The following is a 15,325-nucleotide window of genomic DNA, read 5'->3' on the forward strand; positions in this document are numbered from 1 at the left end:
TTAGTAAACGTAACACAATAATTCTCCACCAACGTTTTGTTTTTGCGCTTGCTTTCCTGTTAACACCCCATGAGATGTGGATACAATTGCAATTCCAAGACCGTTAAGGATTCTTGGCATTTCATTGGAACTTGCATATTTACGTAAACCTGGTTTACTGATTCTTTGAATCTTCTTGATTACAGGCTCTTTTGTTTCTTTATTGTACTTAAGAGCTATTTTAATAGTCCCTTGTACTGAAGAGTCATCGAACTTGTAACTTAAAATATATCCTTGGTCGAATAATATTTTAGTAATTTCTTTTTTCAGATTGGATGCTGGAATCTCAACCACTCTGTGGTTGGCTTTCACGGCATTTCTAATTCTTGTTAGATAATCTGCGATAGGATCTGTATACATGTATATTAATTTTCGGTTTTGGTTTTCGGAGCCGCAATTCGGCTCCGAACTTCAAACCAGTTTATAATTATTTTTTACCAGCTAGCTTTTTTCACTCCTGGAATAAGTCCTTTATTTGCCATCTCACGTAACATTACACGTGAAATTCCAAATGTACGAACATACCCTTTTGGTCTTCCTGTAAGTTTACATCTGTTGTGCATACGTACTGGAGAAGCATTTTTAGGTAACTTTTGTAATGCTTCGTAATCGCCAGCTTCTTTTAAAGCTTTACGTTTTTCAGCATATTTAGCTACTGTTTTTGCTCTTTTTACCTCACGGGCTTTCATTGATTCTTTAGCCATATCTTAATTCTTTTGAAAAGGTAATCCTAATTCAGTTAATAACGAATGTGCTTCCTTATCAGTCTCTGCAGACGTTACAAAGGTAATGTCCATTCCTGATATTTTGTTGATTTTGTCAATATCAATTTCTGGGAAAATGATTTGCTCGGTAATACCTAAGTTGTAATTACCTCTACCATCAAATCCAGTAGCTTTGATACCACCAAAATCTCTTACACGTGGTAAAGCCGAAGTAATCAAACGATCTAAGAATTCGTACATTCTCTCTCCTCTCAAGGTTACACGGGCTCCAATTGGCATTCCCTTACGTAATTTGAAAGATGCTACGTCTTTTTTAGAAAGGGTAGCTACAGCCTTTTGTCCAGAGATCTTAGTTAATTCTTCAACTGCATGATCGATTAATTTCTTGTCAGCAACAGCAGCTCCAACTCCTCTAGATAAGATGATCTTTTCTAGTTTAGGAACCTGCATTACGTTTTGATAACCGAATTCTTCTGTAAGAGCTGAAACGATTCTGTCTCTGTACTCTTGTTTTAATCTTGGAGTATAAGTCATAACTACTATATTACTTCATTAGATTTTTTGGCAAATCTTACTTTTTTATCACCTTCCATTTTGTACCCAACTCTAGTAGTTTCTCCTTTAGAATTTACCAAAGATAAATTTGAGATGTGGATTGGTGCTTCTTTCTCTACGATACCACCTTGAGGATTTTGTGCGCTTGGCTTAGTGTGCTTCTTCACAATGTTTACTCCTTCTACGATGGCCTTGTTCTTATCTACAAATACTTTAAGTACTTTACCTTCTGATCCTTTATTGTCTCCGGCAATTACTTTTACGGTATCTCCTGATTTTATTTTAAGCTTTGTCATCTTGGTTTAGTCATTAAAGCACTTCAGGTGCCAATGATACAATTTTCATGAATTGTTTATCACGAAGTTCTCTAGCAACAGGTCCAAATACACGTGTACCTCTCATCTCACCTTGAGCATTTAAAAGTACACAAGCGTTGTCATCGAATCTAATATAAGATCCATCTGGGCGTCTTACTTCTTTTACGGTACGTACAACCACGGCAGTAGAAACTGCACCTTTTTTTACGTTTCCGTTAGGAGTTGCATCTTTTACAGAAACAACAATTTTATCTCCAATAGAAGCATATCTCTTTTTAGTACCACCTAGAACACGTATTGTCAATACTTCCTTTGCTCCAGTGTTATCGGCTACTTTTAATCTTGATTCTTGTTGTACCATAATTACTTCGCTCTTTCAATTATTTCTACTAATCTCCAACATTTAGATTTACTCATAGGTCGTGTTTCCATGATCCTTACAGTATCTCCAATGTTACAGTCGTTTGTTTCATCGTGTGCAACGTATTTTTTCGTTTTCAACACGAATTTTCCATACATAGGGTGTTTTACTTTCTTAACCTCAGAAACCACAATGGACTTCTGCATTTTGTTACTTGTAACAACTCCTATACGTTCTTTTCTTAAGTTTCTTTTTTCCATCTTTCAGCAGAATACAGTTATTGTAGTTCTCTTTTAGTTAATTCAGTCTCAATTCTTGCTATTGAACGTCTTACAGAACGCAATTGAATTGGATTTTCTAAAGGAGATATTGCATGAGCCATTTTCAGGTCTGCATAACTCTTTTTGGTCATACCAAGTTGTTCTTGTAACTCGGCTGTAGATAGCTGTTTAATTTCTGATTGCTTCATAATACATTCATTCTTATTGAGCTTCGTCGTAGTCTCGAGCTATAATAAACTTAGTTTTAACTGGAAGTTTTTGAGCAGCCAAACGCAAAGCTTCTTTTGCGATTTCTAATGGCACACCTGTAACTTCAAATAATACTCTACCTGGTTTAACAACAGCAGCCCAGTACTCAACAGCACCTTTACCTTTACCCATACGTACTTCAAGAGGTTTCTTTGTGATAGGCTTGTCTGGAAAAATTTTAATCCAAAGTTGCCCTTCTCTTTTCATATAACGAGTTGCAGCAATACGAGCAGCTTCGATTTGACGCGCAGTAATAAATTGAGAGTCAAGTGATTTTATACCAAACATTCCATTTGAAAGTACATGCCCTCTTCCGGCATTTCCTTTCATGCGACCTTTCTGTTGCTTACGAAACTTTGTTTTCTTTGGTTGTAACATCTTCTTTTACTTTTTAAATTACTTTCTTCGTCGAGATTTGTTATTACCTCCACGTCCTCCTTTTCCTTGCTTTTTGGATAAACCAACTAGCGGAGAAAGTTCTCTTTTACCATATACCTCACCTTTCATGATCCATACTTTAACTCCCAATCTACCGTAAGTAGTGTGGGCTTCTACCAAAGCATAGTCAATATCGGCTCTAAATGTAGATAATGGAATACGACCTTCCTTGTAGTGCTCAGAACGTGCCATCTCAGCTCCGTTCAAACGACCACTGATCTGTACTTTAATTCCTTCCGCATTCATACGCATCGCAGCCGCGATAGCCATTTTAATTGCACGTCTGTAAGAGATACGGTTCTCTATTTGACGAGCAATACTTGATGCTACCAAATATGCGTCAAGTTCTGGTCTCTTTATTTCAAAGATGTTTAATTGAACTTCCTTGTTTGTAATCTTCTTAAGCTCTTCTTTCAACTTGTCTACCTCTTGACCACCTTTACCGATAATGATACCAGGTCTGGCAGTAGTGATAGTAACGGTTACAAGTTTAAGCGTACGCTCAATGATCACTCTAGACACACTAGCTTTAGATAAACGAGCGTGAACATATTTTCTAATCTTATCGTCTTCAGCAAGCTTGTCTCCATAGTCATTGCCTCCGTACCAGTTAGACTCCCATCCTCTGATGATTCCTAAGCGATTTCCGATTGGATTTGTTTTTTGTCCCATATCTCTATCTTAGCTTTGTGTATTGTTATTTAATGCTCCAATCACAACTGTTACGTGGTTAGAACGTTTTCTAATTCTGTGTGCTCGACCTTGAGGAGCTGGACGCAATCTTTTTAACATTGTTCCACCATCTACTCTGATCTCTTTTACAAATAAGTTAGCTTCTTCGATGTTAGCATCTTCGTTTTTAGCTTGCCAGTTAGCGATTGCTGATAGTACAAGTTTCTCTAAACGACGTGATGCTTCTTTCGAGCTAAATCTAAGGATCTGAAGAGCTTTTTCAGCTTTTTGACCTCTTACCAAATCAGCTACTAAACGCATTTTTCTTGGTGAGGTAGGACAGTTGTTCAATTTTGCAAACGCAATTTGCTTTCTGTCTTCTTTCATAGCCTCTGCCATTTGTTTTTTACGACTTCCCATAGCTCTTCTTATTTTTTACCTTTATTTTTTGCACCTGCATGCCCTCTAAAAGAACGTGTTGGTGAAAATTCTCCTAATTTATGACCTACCATGTTTTCTGTTACGTAAACTGGTACAAACTGACGACCGTTGTGCACTGCAATAGTTTGTCCTACGAAGTCTGGAGTAATCATAGAAGCTCTAGACCAAGTTTTGATAACTGTCTTCTTGCCAGACTCAACATTTTGTTGAACTTTTCTATCTAATTTATAATGAACGTAAGGTCCTTTTTTTAATGATCTTGCCATGTCCTATTATTTCTTTCTACGTTCTACAATATATTTATTACTCGCTTTTGTTTTAGAACGGGTTCTGTAACCTTTAGCAGGTAAACCTTTTCTAGAACGTGGGTGTCCTCCAGATGAACGACCTTCACCACCACCCATTGGGTGATCTACTGGGTTCATTACAACAGCTCTTGTTCTTGGTCTTCTACCCAACCATCTGCTTCTACCTGCTTTACCAGATACGATCAACTGGTGGTCAGAGTTAGATACGGCTCCAATAGTAGCCATACAAGTTACAAGTACCAATCTGGTTTCACCTGATGGCAATTTAATGGTAGCAAATTTACCATCTCTCGCCATCAATTGAGCAAATGCCCCTGCACTTCTAGCCATAACAGCTCCTTGTCCTGGGTGCAACTCAATGCATGAAATAATAGTTCCTAAAGGTATTTCGCTTAAAGGCATTGCATTTCCAATCTCTGGAGCTACTCCTGTGGCACCAGATACAACGTTTTGTCCAACCTGTAAACCATTTTGGGCAATGATGTATCTTTTCTCACCATCTTGATAGTTCAACAATGCGATAAAAGCTGTTCTGTTTGGATCGTATTCGATAGTTTTCACTTCAGCAGGGATTCCCGCTTTGTTTCTTTTGAAATCGATGATACGATACTTCTTTTTGTGACCACCACCAATGTAGCGCATGGTCATTTTTCCTTGACTGTTTCTACCACCAGATCTTTTTTTCGGAGCAAGCAAGCTTTTCTCCGGCTTATCAGTAGTAATGGCGTCAAATCCATTAACTACTCTAAAACGCTGAGCTGATGTAATCGGTTTTAATTTTCTTACTGACATTTTCGTCTAATTACATGTTACTGTATAAATCAATTGTCTCACCTTCCGCCAGTTGTACAAATGCCTTTTTGATAGCATTTGTTTTACCATGCTGAATACCTGTTTTTGTATAACGGGTTCTTCTATCTGGACGGACATTTATAGTACGAACTTTTTCAACAGAAACGCCATAAGCAGCTTCTACTGCTTTTTTAATTTCTACCTTGTTCGCCTTTGTGCTCACTTCAAAGCTAAAGCAGTTGTTCAACTCACCTTGAGTTGTTGCTTTTTCGGTGATGATAGGTTTAATTAAGATACTCATGACTTTCCTTATTTACTTAAATTCGTTTCAATTCCCTCTAGAGCCCCCTCTAAAAGGACTACTTTATTTGCATTCAAAATTTTATAAGTGTTTAATTCTGAAGCAGTTACAACTTCAGACCCTTTAAAATTGCGCGATGACAAATATACATTATTATTTGACGCTCCCAACACAAACAAAGATTTTTTGTCTTGAATATCAAGGGCTTTCAATACCGCTGTGAAGTTCTTGGTTTTTGGAGTGTCAAAATTGAAGTCTTCCAAAACTACGATTGACTTGTCATTTGCCTTAATGCTTAAAGCTGATTTACGAGCCAAACGCTTAAGGTTTTTGTTCAATTTGATTCCGTAGTTTCTTGGTCTTGGTCCGAACATACGTCCACCACCTTTAAATACTCCAGACTTGATACTTCCCGCACGAGCTGTACCAGTTCCTTTTTGCTTTTTAAGCTTACGAGTACTTCCAGAAATTTCTGCTCTCTCCTTTGCCTTGTGTGTACCTTGACGTTGGTTAGCTAAATATTGCTTCACGTCTAAGTATACAGCATGATTGTTAGGCTCTATAGCAAACACATCCTTAGAAAGCTCTGCTTGTCTACCTGTGTCTTTTCCGTTTATATCTAAAACTGCTACTTTCATTATTTCTCAATGATTACATAAGAGTTTTTGTGCCCAGGAACACATCCTTTAACAACAAGAAGGTTCTTTTCAGGAACTACTTTGTAAACTCTTAAATTTTCAACTTTCACTTTTTCACCGCCCATTCTTCCGGCCATCTTCATTCCTTTGAATACTCTCGCAGGATAAGAAGCTGCACCAATAGAACCAGGAGCTCTTAAACGGTTATGTTGACCATGCGTAGCTTGACCAACTCCACCAAAACCATGACGTTTTACAACACCTTGGAATCCTTTTCCTTTAGATGTACCTGCAATATCCACAAACTCACCTTCAATGAAGTGCTCTACTGTGATTGCATCACCTAATTTGTAATCTCCTTCAAATCCTTGGAATTCAACGACTTTTTTCTTAACAGAAGTACCAGCTTTTTTGGCGTGACCAAGCTCTGCTTTTGTAGCACTTTTTTCTGTCTTGTCATCGAAACCAAGTTGAAGAGCATTATACCCGTCAACCTCTTCGGTTCTGACTTGGGTAACGATACATGGTCCAGCTTCGATTACTGTACATGGAATGTTTTTTCCATTTTCATCAAAAATGCTGGTCATACCGATCTTTTTTCCTATTAACCCAGACATATTTATTAATTATTAAATTGATTACTATTTTATTTTAAAAAATTCAGGGTCAAAAATACGTTTCAACCCTGAATTGTACTTTTTCCGTTTTTCCTTTGCACGAAGCTCCGGACATGTTATCAAGAACTTAAATCCTTGATGTGCTTACTTACACCTTGATCTCTACTTCAACTCCACTTGGCAATTCAAGTTTCATCAAAGCGTCGATTGTTTTAGAAGATGAAGAGTAGATATCCAATAATCTCTTGTAAGAGCTTAATTGGAACTGCTCTCTAGACTTCTTGTTTACGTGCGGTGAACGTAATACAGTGAAAATCTTTTTGTGAGTTGGTAATGGAATTGGACCCGTTACCACAGCACCGGTACTTTTTACTGTTTTTACAATCTTGTCAGCCGACTTGTCAACCAAATTGTGATCGTAAGACTTTAATTTTATTCTGATTTTTTGACTCATTTTCTTAAGATTTAAGCTTCTACTCCTTTTGCTGCCTTAATCACCTCTTCTGCAATGTTAGAAGGAGTTTCAGCATAATGTGAAAATTCCATAGTAGAGGTTGCTCTACCAGAAGACAAAGTACGTAAAGCCGTTACGTAACCAAACATTTCAGATAATGGTACGTGTGCTTTAACAACTTTAGATCCAGCTCTATCGCTCATGTCGTTAACCTGTCCACGACGACGGTTAAGGTCACCTACGATATCACCCATGTTTTCTTCTGGAGTTAACACTTCCAATTTCATGATAGGCTCCATGATTACGGCTTTAGCAGCTTTAGCAGCAGCTTTGAAACCAAGTTTAGCAGCCAATTCGAATGATAACTGGTCAGAATCCACATCGTGATAAGATCCATCTGTCAAGGTAACTTTCATAGCGTCTACTTCGTAACCCGCCAATGGACCGTTTACCATTGCCATCTTAAATCCTTTCTCAATTGAAGGGATAAATTCTTTTGGTACGTTACCACCTTTGATCTCAGAAACGAATTCAAGACCAACTTTACCTTCTTCTGCAGGCTCAAGAGTAAATACGATATCTGCGAATTTACCACGTCCACCAGATTGTTTTTTGTAAACTTCTCTGTGTTGTGCAGTTTGAGTAATAGCTTCCTTGTACTCTACTTGAGGTTGTCCTTGGTTAACTTCAACCTTGAACTCACGCTTCAAACGGTCAACAATAATATCTAAGTGAAGCTCTCCCATTCCAGAAATAATAGTCTGTCCTGAAGCCTCATCAGTTCTTGCAGTAAATGTTGGATCTTCTTCTGCCAATTTAGCCAAGGCCATACCTAACTTATCAACGTCAGCTTTAGTCTTAGGCTCAACAGCGATACCGATTACTGGGTCTGGGAAGTCCATACTTTCCAATACGATTGGTGCTTTTTCATCAGAAAGGGTATCTCCTGTTTTGATATCCTTAAATCCTACTGCTGCTCCAATATCTCCAGCTTCGATAAAGTCGATCGCATTTTGCTTGTTAGAGTGCATTTGGTAGATACGAGAGATACGCTCTTTCTTACCTGAACGGTTGTTCATTACGTAAGAACCAGCATCCAATCTACCAGAATAAGCACGGAAGAATGCCAAACGTCCTACGAAAGGATCGGTAGCAATCTTAAATGCCAAAGCAGAAAACGGTGCATCTACATCTGGCTTACGAGTTACAGCTTCACCTGTATTTGGATCTGTACCTTCGATAGCATCTTTATCTACCGGTGAAGGTAAATAACGACATACAGCGTCCAACAAGAACTGTACTCCTTTATTCTTGAAAGAAGAACCACAAATCATAGGAATGATAGCTCTATCCATTACAGCAGCTCTCAATGCAGCGTGCACTTCGTCTTCAGTAATAGAATCCTCATCTTCCATAAATTTCTCAAGAAGGTTCTCGTCGTAACCAGCTACCTCCTCGATCAATAAAGCTCTGTATTTCTTCACTTCATCTTGCATGTCTGCAGGAATATCAACAACGTCAAAAGTTGATCCAAAGTTGTCATCATGCCATACAATAGCTCTATTCTTTACTAGGTCTACAATACCTTTAAAGTCTGCTTCATCACCAATGTTCAATACAATTGGCACAGCGTTAGACCCCAACATATCTTTTACTTGTTGACAAACAGCCAAAAAGTTAGATCCTTGACGGTCCATTTTGTTTACGAAACCAATTCTAGGTACTTTATAGTTATCTGCAAGTCTCCAGTTAGTTTCAGATTGTGGCTCAACACCATCAACCGCACTAAACAAGAATACCAATCCGTCCAATACACGTAATGAACGGTTTACCTCTACTGTAAAGTCAACGTGACCAGGAGTATCAATAATATTAAAGTGATAATCCTTAGTATCTGGCAATGGCTGTGCATTTTCCATTGGGAATTTCCAAGTACAGGTTGTAGCTGCAGATGTGATAGTAATACCACGCTCTTGCTCTTGCTCCATCCAGTCCATTGTGGCAGCACCATCGTGCACCTCACCAATCTTGTGGGAAACTCCAGTATAAAAAAGAATACGCTCAGTTGTTGTTGTTTTACCAGCATCAATATGAGCAGCAATTCCTATGTTTCTTGTATATTTTAAATCTCTTTGTGCCATTTTTATTAGAATCTAAAGTGTGAGAATGCTTTATTAGCCTCTGCCATCTTATGAGTATCAACTCTCTTCTTCACGGCTGCTCCTTCTTCTTTAGCTGCTGCTAAAATCTCAGCTGCCAATTTCTGAGGCATAGATTTTTCATTTCTTTTACGCGCGTAACCAATCAACCACTTCATTGCAGTTGAAATTTTACGGTCTGGACGTATTTGCATAGGAATTTGAAAGGTTGCACCACCAACTCTACGACTACGCACTTCTACGTGAGGCATAACGTTTGATAAAGCATCTTTCCAAATTTCCAAAGCTGTTTTCTCATCATCAGCTTTCTTAGACTCTACAATATCAATAGCATCATAGAATATTTTAAAAGCTACAGACTTCTTACCGTCCCACATCATCATATTAACGAAACGTGTTACCAACTGATCGTTAAAGCGTGGATCTGGTAAAAGCGGTCTTTTTTTCGCTTGTCTTTTTCTCATGTCTTCTTCTTAAAGTTTTTTTAATTACTTCTTAGGGCGTTTTGCACCATACTTAGATCTACGTTGTGTTCTTCCAGATACACCTGCGGTATCCAAAGCTCCACGAACGATGTGATATCTAACACCTGGTAAATCTTTTACCCTTCCGCCTCTAACCAATACTATCGAGTGCTCTTGTAGGTTGTGCCCCTCACCTCCGATGTATGCGTTAACCTCGTTACCGTTTGTTAAACGAACCCTTGCTACCTTACGCATTGCTGAGTTAGGTTTCTTAGGCGTTGTAGTATAAACACGAGTACACACACCACGTCTTTGTGGGCACGAATCTAAAGCAGCCGATTTACTCTTCTTGGTTATTTTGGCTCTTCCTTTTCGTACTAATTGTGAAATTGTTGGCATATATTACTATATAATTTTTATTAAAGCCTCTATTAGAGGGCTGCAAAGGTAGGAATAAAAATCAATTTTTCAAATGTTAAGTGATTAATTTTAAAAAGTTTGGTGAATTATTTTTTGCTCCAGATATTTTTGTTGGATTATTTGCGTTAGCTTTGAAATTAAATTCCTTATGATGCCCGCCTCAAAATTGTTATTGCAATTGATTTTTTGGACGTTGCTAAGCAACATTGCTATTGCTCAACCACTTCACTTGAGCATACTGGGCAAAAATGAAACCGAGAACAAAACCATCGACTCGATTGGCCATAAAAAAAAGTTTGAAAACTTCAAAACACTTCAAACAGAACTAACTTCATTTCAACAAACCCTTAACCGTTTAGGATATTTAGAATCCAAACTTGAGAACCTAGAAAGAGAAACGGACTCAACTTATATTGCACAGTTCCAATTAAACAACAAATACAATTCTATTCATATATATTATAGTGACCTACAAGCAGATTTGCTTAAAACCTTAAACATAGCATACCATAATGGCTATTTCATCGCTTCCATTTCCGAATTAGAAACCACATTGGAAAAACTTAACATAGCAATTGCGAATTCCGGAGACCCTTTCAGCACATTAGAGCTAACCGACTTCAACAAAATTGACAACAAAACGTTAAGTGCAACACTTAAAATAACCAACAACAAAACCCGAACTATTGACAATATCGTCCTTAATGGCTATGAGAAATTCCCAAAATCATACATTAAACACTTCCTAAAAATAAAAAGACAGCAAAGCTTTAACCTTTCCAAAATAAAACAGCAAACCAACCTATTAAACGACATACAATTTGCGGATCAAATAAAGGAACCCGAAGTTCTTTTTACAAAAGACTCCACTACCCTCTACCTATATATTCAAAAGAAGAAAGCAAACACTTTTGATGGCTTCCTAGGTTTTGGCACAAATACCGAAAACCAAAAACTGGAATTTGATGGCTATTTAAACTTAGCATTGGTAAACAACCTTAATTACGGAGAATCTCTCAAGCTACTTTATAAAAGTGACGAAAACGACCAAAGGACTTTCAACCTGGACCTAAGCCTTCCGTACCTCTTTAAATCTCCTATAGGTCTAGAAGCCAACCTTAATATCTTTAGAAGGGACTCCTCTTTCGTAAATGCCTCCCAATCTGTTAACACATTTTACCAGATAAATTCCAAAAACAAATTGTCTGTCGGCATAAGCTCTTTAAATTCAAACAATTTATTAGACACACCTTCCACTACTTTAGAAGATTACAACTCCGTTTTTTACAATTTTAACTACAGCTACATCAAACTACAAAATTACGATCCTCTATTTAGAACGAATTTCCTATTTGAACTTTCAACTGGCTTTGGTAACCGAACCTTTAGCAACACCAAGGAAAACCAAATTGACCTAAAAATACGCAGCTCCAAAATTTTCAATCTCAACGATAGAAATAGCTTCTTCACAAAAATTACCGGAGCCTATTTAGATTCAAATAATTATTTGGAAAACGAACTTTATCGATTTGGTGGCATAAACTCCATTAGAGGCTTCGAAGAAAACAGCATTTTAGGCAACCTCTACACTGTATTAAATACCGAATACCGTTATCGACTCTCCACTAACCTTTACGTGCACACCGTTTTGGATGGCGCTTATTTTGAAAATCAGTTAAACAATTCCAAAGAAAAACTATTCGGTATCGGATTTGGTTTTGGACTTCTTACCAACACTGGACTATTCAAGCTAAATTACTCTAACGGAAAGACTGAAAGTCAGAAATTTAAATTTTCGGACTCAAAAATTCATATCAGCGTTTCTTCTACGTTTTAACATATTATCTGAAATTCTTCTTGAAATTTTAGCTTCACTTTATTGTTTTATTAACTTTTTATTAAGATATTGGTGCTGGCTAATTCAAATTAATTTAAATATGAAAACAAAGTTTAGTGGAATTCTAACGCTAATACTGGCGTTTGTCGTGCAGCTAACTTTTGCACAAGAAAAAACAATTTCAGGAACGGTTACGGATGAAACCGGCCTACCGCTTCCTGGGGTTAACATCATCGTAAAAGGAACTACCACAGGAACCCAAACAGATTTTGATGGAAACTACTCCATCTCTGCAAAGACTGGTGACGTATTAACTTTTACCTACATCGGATTAAAATCTCAAGAAATCACGGTAGGCTCTTCAGACACTATTAACATCACCATGTTGGAAGATGCAGCAGTGCTTGACGAGGTCGTAGTGACTGCACTAGGAATCAAGAGAGAGGAGAAAGCTCTTGGTTATTCCGTACAAAGTATTAAAGGTGAAGGTATGACCGAAGCCCGAGAAAGCAACATATCAAATGCCATTAGTGGTAAAGTTGCTGGGGTACAGGTAACAGGTACTTCTGGTAGTGTAGGAGCCTCTTCCCGTATTGTTTTAAGGGGTAACTCCTCGATTACTGGTAACAATGAGCCACTTTATGTAGTTGATGGTGTGCCTATTGACAACCGATCTTTTGGTAACGCTGGAAGCGGCGGGGGTGTGGATTTACCCAATGGTGCCGCAGATATCAATCCAGACGACATTGAATCTGTAACAGTTCTTAAAGGACCTAACGCAGCCGCTCTATACGGTTTACGTGCTGGTAATGGAGTTATAGTAATTACCACAAAAAGTGGTAGTGGAGCTAAAAAATTTGGAATTTCAATCAATACTAACGTAACTTTCTCAAACCCATTATTATTACCGAACTACCAAAACTCTTACGGACAAGGAGGTGATCCTAGTTACTTTGAGTTTGTTAATGGTGCAGGAGCCGGTGTAGGCGATGGTGTAGATGAAAGTTGGGGACCTGCACTGGATACAGGGCTGGAATTTATACAATGGAACTCCCAGTTAAACGGAGGCTCCCCTCTACCTTGGCAATCATACCCAGATAACGTAAAAGATTTCTTAGACACCGGTATAAACATTAGTAACAATGTGTCTTTGACTACTGACAAATTAAGATTATCTATTGGTAACAGTGATGAAAAAGGAATGGTTCCTTTTACTGAATTGAAGAAAACAACTTTTGGACTTAATGGAACTCTTGATTTAGGAGAGCGCTTTACAGCCGTGGCTTCTGTGAACTATTTTAATATAGATAGTGATAACCTTCCCGTAACAGGATATAATAACGAAAACCCTTTCCAACAGTTCATCTGGTCCGCAAGACAGGTTAATTTTTCCGACTTAAGAGATTGGAGAAACTTCCCATTGGCTCCTGTAGGGACCGCTGCAGAAGGAACTCCTCTTAACTGGAACCACAACTTCCAAAATAACCCTTATTGGGTATTGGAAACCAACACCAATACGCTTGAAAAAGATCGTATAATTGGTAATGTTGATTTGAGTTATGAAGTTTTGGATTGGTTAACCGTTGGCGCTAAAGTAGGTATCGATTACTACAACCAATTTGAAACAAGAAGACAGGCAAAAGGAAGTAATAATGCTCCAGATGGTTCATACTATGAAATTGAAAGACGCTTTGAAGAAATTAACTCTAGTATTTTGGTTAGTATTAACAAGGATATTAATGATGATTTTAACTTCTCCTTGAATTTAGGAGCTAACAAAATGTCTCAAAAGAATAGCTTAACATCAGGATTCCTTCCTGCCTTGGAGCTACCAAATCTTTATACACTTTCTAATTTGCAAACTGGAGCCACTGCCGGGACCAATGTTAGTCCTACAGGAGCTCAATATTTATTTCCCCAAAGCTCTCAAGAAATTAGTAGTTTGTACGGATATGGGCAAATCGGATTTAGAAACTTCTTCTTTATTGATTTTACAGCTAGAAATGACTGGGCCAGTATTTTACCTATAGAAAACAATTCTTTCTTCTACCCATCTGTAAGTGGATCTATTGTACTTACTGATGCCTTTAATATGACTAGCGATGCAGTTAACTTTTTGAAAATTAGAGGTGGTTGGTCTAAAGTAGGTAGTACCGGAGCCTTAGGCCCATATAGATTAAACTCTATTTATAGTTTAGGTAATAATTCATTTGGAAATCAAGCTTCAGTTCCAGACATTCAATGGAATCCAAATTTGAAAGCTGAAACAGTAACAGGAGTAGAAGTTGGTATCGATGGTAAATTTTTCAAAAATAGATTACGCTTTGGATTCACTTACTACGATCAAAAATCAGAAGACCTTCTAGTGCCTATTCAAGTAACAGCAGCTACAGGTTTCACTAATGTATGGGACAACATAGCAGACATGACCAATAAAGGTTTTGAAGTACAATTTGGCGCTACCGTTATAGAAACAGAAGATTTCAGTTTTGATGTAGACCTTAACTGGGCTACGAATGATAACGAAGTAACATCTTTGGGTGAATTAGACACTTATATCTTAGGAGGCCAGTGGGGATTAAACCTAGAGGCTAGACCAGGTATGCCTTACGGCGTTCTTGTTGGTAGAGATTTTGAAAGAACAGAAGATGGACAAGTAATTTACGAGGACGGTCTTCCTGTTATCGACCAAGAATATAAAGTCTTAGGAGATATTGCTCCAGATTGGACTGGAGGTGCAAACTTTGCTATCAGAATTAAGAACTTTGAGCTTTCAACCCTTATTGACGCAAAAATAGGAGGAGATGTACATAGTATGACATACGCTTGGGGTAGATACGCAGGTACCTTGGAAGAATCCCTAATAGGAAGAGAGACTGGTGTAGTTGGAAATGGTGTAATGTCTGACGGTAACGGAGGATATGTACCTAACAATGTTGTAGTAGACGCTAAAGTATTCAACCAAGCATCTTATAGCAACGATGTAGAATCCAGCTCAATTTTTGATGCCTCTTATGTCAAATTAAGACAAGTAACTCTAGGATATTCACTTCCGAAGAAATTTTTCAAAAATTCAGCTATTGAAGGAATAAAGTTTTCTGTAGTAGGAAGAAACCTAGCGATGTTGTATAAAAAAGCGCCGCACATCGATCCAGAAACAGGATTTAGTAGTGCCAATGGACAACAAGGCCAAGAATTTGGTCAGTATCCTTCCGCTAGAAATATAGGTTTCAACATCAACTTAAAATTCTAAAAAA

21 protein-coding genes are annotated in these 15,325 nt (G+C 37.8%); 2 read left to right on the forward strand and 19 right to left on the reverse strand.

Going from position 1 to position 15,325, the window contains the following annotated elements:
* The 19 genes from rpsH to rpsL form a co-directional block, all read right to left on the reverse strand.
* A complete protein-coding gene (gene rpsH, locus RBH95_RS12670; RefSeq protein WP_307899954.1) occupies positions 1-399 on the reverse strand; it encodes a 30S ribosomal protein S8 in 399 nt (132 codons plus the stop codon).
* Between the two features lie 74 nt (positions 400-473).
* Positions 474-743: a 30S ribosomal protein S14 gene (rpsN, locus tag RBH95_RS12675; protein ID WP_053975732.1), complete on the reverse strand. Its 270-nt coding sequence runs from the start codon at positions 741-743 to the stop codon at positions 474-476.
* Between the two features lie 3 nt (positions 744-746).
* A complete protein-coding gene (gene rplE, locus RBH95_RS12680; RefSeq protein WP_053991429.1) occupies positions 747-1,298 on the reverse strand; it encodes a 50S ribosomal protein L5 in 552 nt (183 codons plus the stop codon).
* A 5-nt stretch (positions 1,299-1,303) separates the two neighbouring features.
* Positions 1,304-1,615: a 50S ribosomal protein L24 gene (gene rplX, locus RBH95_RS12685; RefSeq protein ID WP_053975734.1), complete on the reverse strand. Its 312-nt coding sequence runs from the start codon at positions 1,613-1,615 to the stop codon at positions 1,304-1,306.
* 13 nt (positions 1,616-1,628) lie between these two features.
* On the reverse strand, positions 1,629-1,997 hold the full coding sequence (gene rplN / locus RBH95_RS12690; protein WP_053975735.1) for a 50S ribosomal protein L14: 369 nt from the start codon (positions 1,995-1,997) through the stop codon (positions 1,629-1,631).
* A 2-nt stretch (positions 1,998-1,999) separates the two neighbouring features.
* A complete protein-coding gene (gene rpsQ / locus RBH95_RS12695; protein WP_307899955.1) occupies positions 2,000-2,257 on the reverse strand; it encodes a 30S ribosomal protein S17 in 258 nt (85 codons plus the stop codon).
* Between the two features lie 17 nt (positions 2,258-2,274).
* The gene (rpmC, locus tag RBH95_RS12700) at positions 2,275-2,466 is read right to left on the reverse strand and encodes a 50S ribosomal protein L29 (protein WP_076664156.1); all 192 of its coding nucleotides are present in this window, start codon (positions 2,464-2,466) and stop codon (positions 2,275-2,277) included.
* Between the two features lie 13 nt (positions 2,467-2,479).
* Positions 2,480-2,905: a 50S ribosomal protein L16 gene (gene rplP / locus RBH95_RS12705; RefSeq protein ID WP_053991432.1), complete on the reverse strand. Its 426-nt coding sequence runs from the start codon at positions 2,903-2,905 to the stop codon at positions 2,480-2,482.
* A gap of 18 nt (positions 2,906-2,923) precedes the next feature.
* A complete protein-coding gene (gene rpsC / locus RBH95_RS12710; RefSeq protein WP_053991433.1) occupies positions 2,924-3,637 on the reverse strand; it encodes a 30S ribosomal protein S3 in 714 nt (237 codons plus the stop codon).
* A 9-nt stretch (positions 3,638-3,646) separates the two neighbouring features.
* On the reverse strand, positions 3,647-4,057 hold the full coding sequence (gene rplV, locus RBH95_RS12715; protein ID WP_053975740.1) for a 50S ribosomal protein L22: 411 nt from the start codon (positions 4,055-4,057) through the stop codon (positions 3,647-3,649).
* A gap of 8 nt (positions 4,058-4,065) precedes the next feature.
* Positions 4,066-4,344, reverse strand: a complete 279-nt coding sequence (gene rpsS, locus RBH95_RS12720) for a 30S ribosomal protein S19 (protein ID WP_053975741.1) — start codon at positions 4,342-4,344, stop codon at positions 4,066-4,068.
* Between the two features lie 6 nt (positions 4,345-4,350).
* A complete protein-coding gene (gene rplB / locus RBH95_RS12725) occupies positions 4,351-5,178 on the reverse strand; it encodes a 50S ribosomal protein L2 (protein WP_307899956.1) in 828 nt (275 codons plus the stop codon).
* A gap of 10 nt (positions 5,179-5,188) precedes the next feature.
* Positions 5,189-5,479, reverse strand: a complete 291-nt coding sequence (gene rplW, locus RBH95_RS12730) for a 50S ribosomal protein L23 (RefSeq protein WP_053991434.1) — start codon at positions 5,477-5,479, stop codon at positions 5,189-5,191.
* Between the two features lie 8 nt (positions 5,480-5,487).
* Positions 5,488-6,117, reverse strand: coding sequence for a 50S ribosomal protein L4 (gene rplD / locus RBH95_RS12735; RefSeq protein WP_307899957.1), 630 nt, complete (start codon positions 6,115-6,117; stop codon positions 5,488-5,490).
* On the reverse strand, positions 6,117-6,734 hold the full coding sequence (gene rplC / locus RBH95_RS12740) for a 50S ribosomal protein L3 (protein WP_307899958.1): 618 nt from the start codon (positions 6,732-6,734) through the stop codon (positions 6,117-6,119). The genes rplD and rplC overlap by 1 nt, the downstream gene beginning before the upstream one ends.
* 148 nt (positions 6,735-6,882) lie before the next feature.
* Positions 6,883-7,188 carry a 30S ribosomal protein S10 gene (gene rpsJ, locus RBH95_RS12745; RefSeq protein ID WP_007650482.1) on the reverse strand — a complete coding sequence of 102 codons (306 nt, stop codon included), beginning with the start codon at positions 7,186-7,188 and terminating at the stop codon, positions 6,883-6,885.
* Positions 7,189-7,199: 11 nt separating this feature from the next.
* Positions 7,200-9,329: an elongation factor G gene (gene fusA, locus RBH95_RS12750; RefSeq protein ID WP_307899959.1), complete on the reverse strand. Its 2,130-nt coding sequence runs from the start codon at positions 9,327-9,329 to the stop codon at positions 7,200-7,202.
* A gap of 5 nt (positions 9,330-9,334) precedes the next feature.
* Entirely contained in the window at positions 9,335-9,811 is a 477-nt protein-coding gene (gene rpsG, locus RBH95_RS12755; RefSeq protein ID WP_053991438.1) for a 30S ribosomal protein S7, read from the reverse strand.
* Positions 9,812-9,835: 24 nt separating this feature from the next.
* Positions 9,836-10,210, reverse strand: coding sequence for a 30S ribosomal protein S12 (gene rpsL, locus RBH95_RS12760; protein WP_019386263.1), 375 nt, complete (start codon positions 10,208-10,210; stop codon positions 9,836-9,838).
* A 169-nt stretch (positions 10,211-10,379) separates the two neighbouring features.
* Between rpsL and RBH95_RS12765 the strand changes: the two genes are divergently transcribed.
* Both RBH95_RS12765 and RBH95_RS12770 read left to right on the forward strand, forming a co-directional pair.
* Positions 10,380-12,068, forward strand: a complete 1,689-nt coding sequence (locus RBH95_RS12765; RefSeq protein WP_307899960.1) for a POTRA domain-containing protein — start codon at positions 10,380-10,382, stop codon at positions 12,066-12,068.
* 100 nt (positions 12,069-12,168) lie between these two features.
* Positions 12,169-15,321: a SusC/RagA family TonB-linked outer membrane protein gene (locus RBH95_RS12770; protein WP_307899961.1), complete on the forward strand. Its 3,153-nt coding sequence runs from the start codon at positions 12,169-12,171 to the stop codon at positions 15,319-15,321.
* Positions 15,322-15,325: the final 4 nt, after the last annotated feature.

The sequence above is a fragment of the Mangrovimonas sp. YM274 genome (assembly GCF_030908385.1).
In the GTDB taxonomy this organism is placed as follows: Bacteria; Bacteroidota; Bacteroidia; order Flavobacteriales; family Flavobacteriaceae; genus Mangrovimonas_A.